Annotated in this window: 9 protein-coding genes and 1 pseudogene; 7 read left to right on the forward strand and 3 right to left on the reverse strand. The window is 60.1% G+C overall.

Translation table 11 applies throughout. From position 1 onward, the window contains the following. The 4 genes and pseudogenes from IE083_RS14935 to IE083_RS14950 all read left to right on the forward strand — a co-directional run. On the forward strand, positions 1-504 hold a 504-nt coding region (locus IE083_RS14935), incomplete at its 5' end, for an inorganic phosphate transporter (protein WP_189354831.1). Positions 505-742: 238 nt separating this feature from the next. Beyond that, positions 743-1,096: an arsenate reductase/protein-tyrosine-phosphatase family protein gene (locus tag IE083_RS14940; protein ID WP_229799782.1), complete on the forward strand. Its 354-nt coding sequence runs from the start codon at positions 743-745 to the stop codon at positions 1,094-1,096. A 105-nt stretch (positions 1,097-1,201) separates the two neighbouring features. Continuing rightward, positions 1,202-1,699, forward strand: coding sequence for a GNAT family N-acetyltransferase (locus IE083_RS14945; RefSeq protein WP_189354832.1), 498 nt, complete (start codon positions 1,202-1,204; stop codon positions 1,697-1,699). Positions 1,700-2,071: 372 nt separating this feature from the next. After that, positions 2,072-2,278: pseudogene (locus IE083_RS14950) on the forward strand (Tn3 family transposase); the annotation flags it as partial. 4 nt (positions 2,279-2,282) lie between these two features. Here the strand turns inward: IE083_RS14950 and IE083_RS14955 are convergent. From IE083_RS14955 to IE083_RS16105, 3 genes are read right to left on the reverse strand one after another with little or no spacing between them, the layout of a single operon-like run. Continuing rightward, the gene (locus IE083_RS14955; protein ID WP_189354833.1) at positions 2,283-2,657 is read right to left on the reverse strand and encodes a carboxymuconolactone decarboxylase family protein; all 375 of its coding nucleotides are present in this window, start codon (positions 2,655-2,657) and stop codon (positions 2,283-2,285) included. Between the two features lie 10 nt (positions 2,658-2,667). Next, positions 2,668-2,943: a mercury resistance system periplasmic binding protein MerP gene (gene merP / locus IE083_RS16100; RefSeq protein ID WP_189354834.1), complete on the reverse strand. Its 276-nt coding sequence runs from the start codon at positions 2,941-2,943 to the stop codon at positions 2,668-2,670. Between the two features lie 12 nt (positions 2,944-2,955). Then, on the reverse strand, positions 2,956-3,300 hold the full coding sequence (locus IE083_RS16105; RefSeq protein WP_189354835.1) for a mercuric transporter MerT family protein: 345 nt from the start codon (positions 3,298-3,300) through the stop codon (positions 2,956-2,958). 75 nt (positions 3,301-3,375) lie between these two features. Here IE083_RS16105 and merR point away from each other — a divergent pair, with 75 nt between their 5' ends. The 3 genes from merR to IE083_RS14980 all read left to right on the forward strand — a co-directional run. After that, positions 3,376-3,774, forward strand: a complete 399-nt coding sequence (gene merR / locus IE083_RS14970; protein ID WP_189354836.1) for a mercury resistance transcriptional regulator MerR — start codon at positions 3,376-3,378, stop codon at positions 3,772-3,774. Between the two features lie 206 nt (positions 3,775-3,980). Next, complete coding sequence (locus IE083_RS14975) at positions 3,981-4,541, forward strand: recombinase family protein (RefSeq protein WP_189354837.1); 561 nt, start codon at positions 3,981-3,983, stop codon at positions 4,539-4,541. 2 nt (positions 4,542-4,543) lie between these two features. Further along, positions 4,544-6,779, forward strand: a 2,236-nt coding sequence (locus tag IE083_RS14980) for a Tn3 family transposase (protein WP_189354838.1), incomplete at its 3' end; no start/stop codon positions are given.

Genomic DNA, 6,779 nt, shown 5'->3' on the forward strand with positions numbered 1-6,779 from the left:
TCAGTCTGTCGTATTCGCTATACCGGCTCCGTGCTCAAGGTCTTCAAGGTTCAGTCGATCGTCGACTCCCTGCACATCGTGAGCGGCTTTAGCATCTGCATGTCCCGCGCGGTCAACGACACGCCAAAATTGATCGCCCTCCTACTTGCTGCGCATATCCTGAGCGTCAACGCGTCGCTCGTGGTTATCGCCGCTGGTATGGGGATTGGCGGCCTTCTGAACTCCCGGAAGGTTGCCGAAACGGTCAGTAAGAAGCTTGTGCGACTTGAGGCTGTGCAGGGGCTGAGCGCCAACTTCGTCACCAGCATGCTGGTCATCTTCGCCAGCAAGCTTGGCTTCCCGGTGTCGACCACGCATGTCTCGATCGGGGCAATCTTCGGTGCGGGGTGTGTGAGCCGTACCGCTAGCGCGAAGGAGCTGAGCAAGGTGGTGGCATCCTGGATCACGACCCTGCCGTTTGCCGCAATCATTTCCGCCGGCCTGGCATACGCCTTCGCCAGGTAACCGCAGCACTGCTTGGCTTCCTCACAGAAAGCTACTGCCAAAAATCTTCATGCGAATTGGCGACGGCAACCCCGCACCAGCTTTGCACCTGAGAGCATTCAGCTCTCTTCTGCAATAACCACCCGTGTGAGCATCAAAATGAATATTTTTTAGTCCTATGCACAGGCAATTCCTGTAGATCCATCCTCGCCGAAGCAACAATCAATACATTGGCGCCGGCAGTAAGCCGACCGGCTATGTGCACCCGCGCTCATTGGCGCTGTTGGCACGCAAAGGCATCCCCACGACGGGCCTGCACAGCAAATCCTTGGATGCCATCGATATGGCACCTGACGTTGTCATTACGGTTTGCGACAGCGCTGCAGGAGAGACATGCACCGCCTACTTGGAGGGCACCATGCGTGCGCACTGGGGGGTAGAAGATCCGGCAAAGGTAACTGGTACGGATGCTGAAAGCGACTCCGCTTTCGAAACGGCCTACTCGATCTTGCGGGCACGCATCAATGCCTTGGTGGCGCTTCCGGCCTCTGCGTTCGAAGATCGGACAGAGCTCAAGCAGGAACTGGATCGCATCGGCCTGCTTGGTATCTGAAGCGCTCGGTCTGCACGCGCAGTCAAATGGCCGGTTTGAAAGAGAGCCCACAAGTTGATAATCTGACCGGCAACAGCCAGCCTCTCGCCTAAGCTGAAGGACGCCATGAATCCAACCATCCGCTCTATGCATCCCGAAGACTGGGACGAAGTTCGCCGAATTTATTTGGAAGGCATTGCCACCGGCAACGCAACGTTCCAAACGGAGGCACCCAGTTGGGAGCACTGGGATGCGAGCCACATCGCGACCTGTAGGTTCGTCGCCGAGCAAGAAGGCCTGATGCTAGGTTGGGCCGTGCTGGGTGCTATTTCCAGCCGCCCTGTATATCGCGGCGTCGCCGAAGTCAGCGTCTATGTGGCCGAACAAGTTCGAGGCAAAGGGATCGGTAGGGCGCTGATGGGCACGCTTGTGCAGGAAGCCGAGCGTGAAGGATTCTGGACGCTTCAGGCTGGCATCTTCTCAGAGAACAGTAGCAGCGTCGCCTTGCATCGTAGTGTCGGTTTCCGCGAAGTTGGCCGCCGAGAAAAGATGGGGCAACTTGCCGGAAGGTGGAGAGATGTATTGCTGCTCGAACGCCGGAGCTTGGTGAACGGGCAAGCCTAACCGCTGGCGGACTGCAGCAGATCCGCTGTGCCTGTAAGCGGCGCTACGCGCCCGTAGTTTTTCTCCAAGGCGCCGCTCCGCACGAGCATCTATCTGAGCTTCGGAGGCCCAATGTCGAGCAAGAAATATCGCGGCAAGCCCTGCGTGTACTGCGCCCAGCGTACGCGCCACGATAGCCGACCATGTCTTCGCGCGTGAGTTCTTTCTGGATGGTTCTCGCTACGAGCCCATCAAGATGCCTGCCGGGAGTGCAATAACTATAAGGGGTCAGCTCACGAAACTGACGGATTTGTATGCCAAACCGTTGGCATGATCGCTCAGGCCGCGCCGTCCCTGGGCTGCCGGTCGCCGTGTCCGGTCGGAGTCTACTAGGAACAGGCAGTCCAGGCGCTGCGCGACACGGGCAAGAACATCGACGAGCGGCTGCTACCGCATCTTTTGCCACTGGGCTGGGAGCACATCAATCTGACCGGCGACTACATCTGGCGGCAGAACAAGCAGGTCGAGCAAGGCAAGTTCCGGCCGCTACGAATGCCTGGCGCAGGCTTAGCGTACGATTTTTTCCGTTTCGTGAGCTAACCCCTTACTGACAGCAGCTTGGTTCCACGTCAGGCGCAGCCTGGCCGCTGCTGAGATCCTTGTAGGCTTTAAACGCCTTGAGCGCCCACATCTCACCGACGCAGCCGCCCATCGTCGAGGCAACGGCGAGCATCTCGCCCAACTCGTGCTCGGTCGCGCCATGCTTCACCGCCTGCTGCACGTAGAACTTGAAGCACGGCTCGCAGCGGGCCGAGATCGCCCACAGCATCGCAGCCAGTGCTTTCAGGCGCGCAGGCAGCGCGCCGTCACTGAAGATGGCTTCCTGCCGCATCTGGTTGATGTGGCGAGTGGTGTTCTTGGTCAGCTTGCCGAACTCGGCCATCAGCTCCAGTGCGGGGTCTATGTCAGTCAGTTGCATCTTGCTTTCCTCATGGCCGAACGGTGGACGGATAGCCCGCGTTCGTCGTGGCCTTCGTCAGCGCCTCCGGCTGGGCCTTGTCCGGGTCATAGGTGACGGTGGCGGTCTTCTTGGCGAAATCGATCTGGACGGCACTCACGCCGGACACCTTCTCCAGCGCCTTCTTGACCGTGATCGGGCAGACCTCGCAGGTCATGTTCTGCACGTCGAGGGTGATGGTTCTGGGTGGGGCGGCTAGTGCCACGAGAGGCAAGGCTGCGAGTGTGGCCAGCAGCAGTTTGCGCATGGGAGTCTCCTTTCAGTAGAACAGCGGGGCCAGCCACGGCACGGCCAACAGGCCAGCTAGCCCGGCGGCGACAAGCCAGAACACAAGCCGCTGTCGCCGGATCGTGCGCGGATCGGCGCAGGGTGTGCCAGGCGTGCAGACTTGTGGCACCAGGTAGAGCTTGCGGAAGGTCAGCCCGAGGAACAGCAGCGTCAGGCCGATGAAGATGGGCCGGTACGGTTCCATCGCCGTGAGGCTCCCCACCCATGAACCGCCGATGCCGAGCGCGAGCAGCACGAGCGGGCCAACGCAGCACACTGACGCGCCGATGGCGGCCAGTGCGCCCGCGATCAGCGAACCTTTGCCAGTGAACTGCATATCTGTTCCCTTGAACTTGATGACCTGAGTGTTACTCTAAATGCCGTACTTAAGTACGGAGTCAAGGAGGACGTGATGGCCGCAGACCTGACCATTGGCAAACTGGCCGAGGCTGCCGGGGTGAATGTGGAGACGATTCGTTACTACCAGCGGCGGGGGCTGCTGGAGGAACCGCCCAAACCGCCGGGTGGGCATCGGCGCTATGCCTCCGAGCAAGTCAGACGGGTGCGCTTCATCAAGCGGGCGCAGGCGTTGGGCTTCACGCTGTCCGAGATTGGCGCGTTGCTCGCACTGGATACAGCCTGCATTTGTCACGACACGCGGGCGCTGGCCGCCCGCAAGCTGGCATTGATCGAGCAGAAGATGGCGGATTTGGCGGCCATGCGCGATGTGCTGGGCGGCCTGGTCCGACAGTGTGATACCGGCACCGGTCAGACCGCGTGCCCGATCATTGACGTACTGACCAGAGGCTGATGGGTGCTGCCCTGGTGTGTTCCCAGCAGTGAAATCGACTTCTGACATTCCGTGCTGTCGCCTTCTGAAAACGACAAATACACCCTAACTTGATGTCAGTGTAGGCCACCCTTTAACGTCAGGATAGAGTCCGCTTCGTAATAGATTGACACTCCATGTCGCATGGTCATAGATTTATTCCTGACACTTCACCCATCGGAGGCACTTTGCTGGGGCACCGTATCGGCTACGTCCGGGTCAGCAGCTTCGACCAGAACCCGGAACGACAACTTGAGAACATCCAGGTGGACAAGGTGTTCACCGACAAGGCGTCTGGCAAGGACACGCAGCGGCCGCAACTCGACGCGCTGCTGTCGTTCGTGCGCGAGGGCGATACCGTGGTGGTCCACAGCATGGACCGCCTGGCACGCAACCTCGACGATCTGCGCCACTTGGTGCAGCAACTCACCCGGCGCGGCATTCATATCGAGTTCGTCAAAGAGCATCTGACTTTCACCGGTGAGGACTCGCCCATGGCTACCTTGATGTTGTCGGTGATGGGCGCGTTTGCCGAGTTCGAGCGTGCCCTGATCCGGGAGCGACAGCGCGAGGGCATCGCGCTGGCCAAGCAGCGTGGAGCTTATCGTGGCCGCAAGAAGGCACTCATGCCGGAGCAAGTGGCCGAGCTGTGCCGACGTGCCGCTGCTGGCGAGAAGAAGGCGCAGCTTGCCCGCGAGTTCAATATCAGCCGTGAAACCTTGTACCAATACCTGAAAACGGACGACTGACCATGCCGCGCCGCTCGATACTGTCCGCCACTGAGCGGGTCAGCCTGCTCGCTTTGCCGGAAAGCCAGGATGAGTTGATCCGCTTTTACACCTTCAACGAGTCGGACATGGCGCTAATCCGACAGCGCCGGGGCGATGCCAACCGGATTGGCTTCGCGGTACAGCTCGCCTTGCTGCGTTACCCCGGATATGCCTTGGGCACTGAAACGCAGTTGCCAGAGCCGATCATCGAATGGATCGCGCGACAGGTGCGAGGCGACGTAAATGCGTGGACGAAATACGGCGAGCGCGACGAGACACGGCGGGAACACTTCCAGGAACTGCGGGCCTATCTCGGGTTATCGGCATTTGGGCTGTCCGACTTCCGCTTCCTAGTGCAAACACTGACCGATCTCGCGATGCAGACCGACAAGGGCCTGCTGCTCGCGGAACACGCGCTGGAGATGCTGCGCCAGCGGCGGGTCATCCTGCCGGCATTGACCGTGGTTGAGCGTGCTTGTGGAGAGTCCATTACCCGCGCCAATCGGCGCATCCACCGTGCCTTGAGCGGGCCATTGAACGAACATCATCGCCGCCGCCTTGATGACCTGTTACGGGTAAGACCAGACAGTAACCTCACTTGGTTGATGCGGCTGCGGCAATCACCGCTGAAACCAAATTCGCGGTACATGCTGGAGCACATCGAACGCCTCAAGACCTTCCAGGCGCTGAGCCTGCCGGACGGCATTGGCCATCACGTTCACCAGAACCGCCTGCTAAAGCTTGCCCGCGAAGGCGGCCAGATGGCTCCGGCCGACCTCGCCAAGTTCGAGAGCGAGCGACGCTATGCCACGCTGGTCGCTGTCGCGTTGGAAGGAATGGCGACCGTCACCGACGAAATCATCGACCTGCACGACCGCATTCTGGTCAGGCTGTTCAGCACCGCGAAGAACAAGCATCAGCAGCAGTTCCAGAGCCAGGGCAAGGCAATCAACGACAAGGTGCGGTTGTACTCCCGAATCGGCCGCGCCTTGCTGGAAGCGAAACAGGCTGGCACTGATCCTTACGCGGCCATTGAAGGGGTCATCACTTGGGATGAATTCGAGCGCAGCGTCAGCGAAGCTGACCAGCTCGCCCAGCCGGAATCGTTCGATCACTTGCACCTGGTCAGCGAACAGTTCAGTACGCTGCGCCGCTACACGCCGGAGTTCCTTGATGTGCTAAAACTGCGCGCGGCTCCAGCAGCTCAAGGCGTGTTGGACGCTATTGCGATGGTGCGCAGCATGAACGCCGATAGCGCCCGCAAGGTGCCGGCGGACGCACCTACCGCCTTCATCAAGCCTCGCTGGAAGCCGCTGGTCGTCACCGATACCGGCATCGACCGCCGTTTCTACGAAATCTGCGCCTTGGCGGAGCTGAAAAATGCGCTACGCTCGGGCGACATCTGGGTACAGGGCTCGCGCCAGTTCAAGGACTTCGATGAGTACCTATTGCCGACCGATGCATTCGGCGCTCTAAAACAGGCAAACGAGCTGCCGATCGCCATTAACACCGACTGCGACCAGTACCTGCACGACCGGCTAACACTGCTGGAACAGCAGCTCACGAAGGTCAATCGCTTGGCGTTGGCAAATGAGCTACCGGATGCGATCATCACCGAATCCGGACTGAAGATTACGCCGCTCGACGCCGCCGTTCCGGACACAGCTCAGGCACTGATCGACCAGACTGGCATGCTGCTGCCGCGCGTCAAAATCACCGAGCTGCTGATGGACGTGGACGACTGGACGGGTTTTACCCGCCACTTCGTCCACCTGAAGGATGGCGAGCAGGCGAAGGACAAAACCTTACTGCTGTCCGCTATCCTGGCCGATGGCATCAATCTCGGCCTCACCAAGATGGCCGAGTCCTGCCCAGGCACGACCTACGCCAAACTATCCTGGCTGCAAGCTTGGCACGTCCGAGACGAAACCTATTCCGCCGCGCTGGCAGAGCTGGTCAACGCCCAGTTTCGCCATTCCTTCGCCGAGCACTGGGGTGACGGCACCACCTCGTCATCGGACGGGCAACGCTTCAAGGCGGGTGGCCGGGCCGAGAACACCGGGCACGTCAACCCGAAGTACGGCAGCGAGCCGGGGCGACTGTTCTACACTCACATTTCCGACCAGTACGCCCCTTTCCACACCAAGGTGGTCAATGTGGGCCTGTCCGAATTTTTGTGTAAACGGGGTTTCAAATCACATCTGAGGAATGCGTTCC

The organism is Vogesella fluminis, assembly GCF_014652335.1.
Taxonomy (GTDB): Bacteria; Pseudomonadota; Gammaproteobacteria; order Burkholderiales; family Chromobacteriaceae; genus Vogesella; species Vogesella fluminis.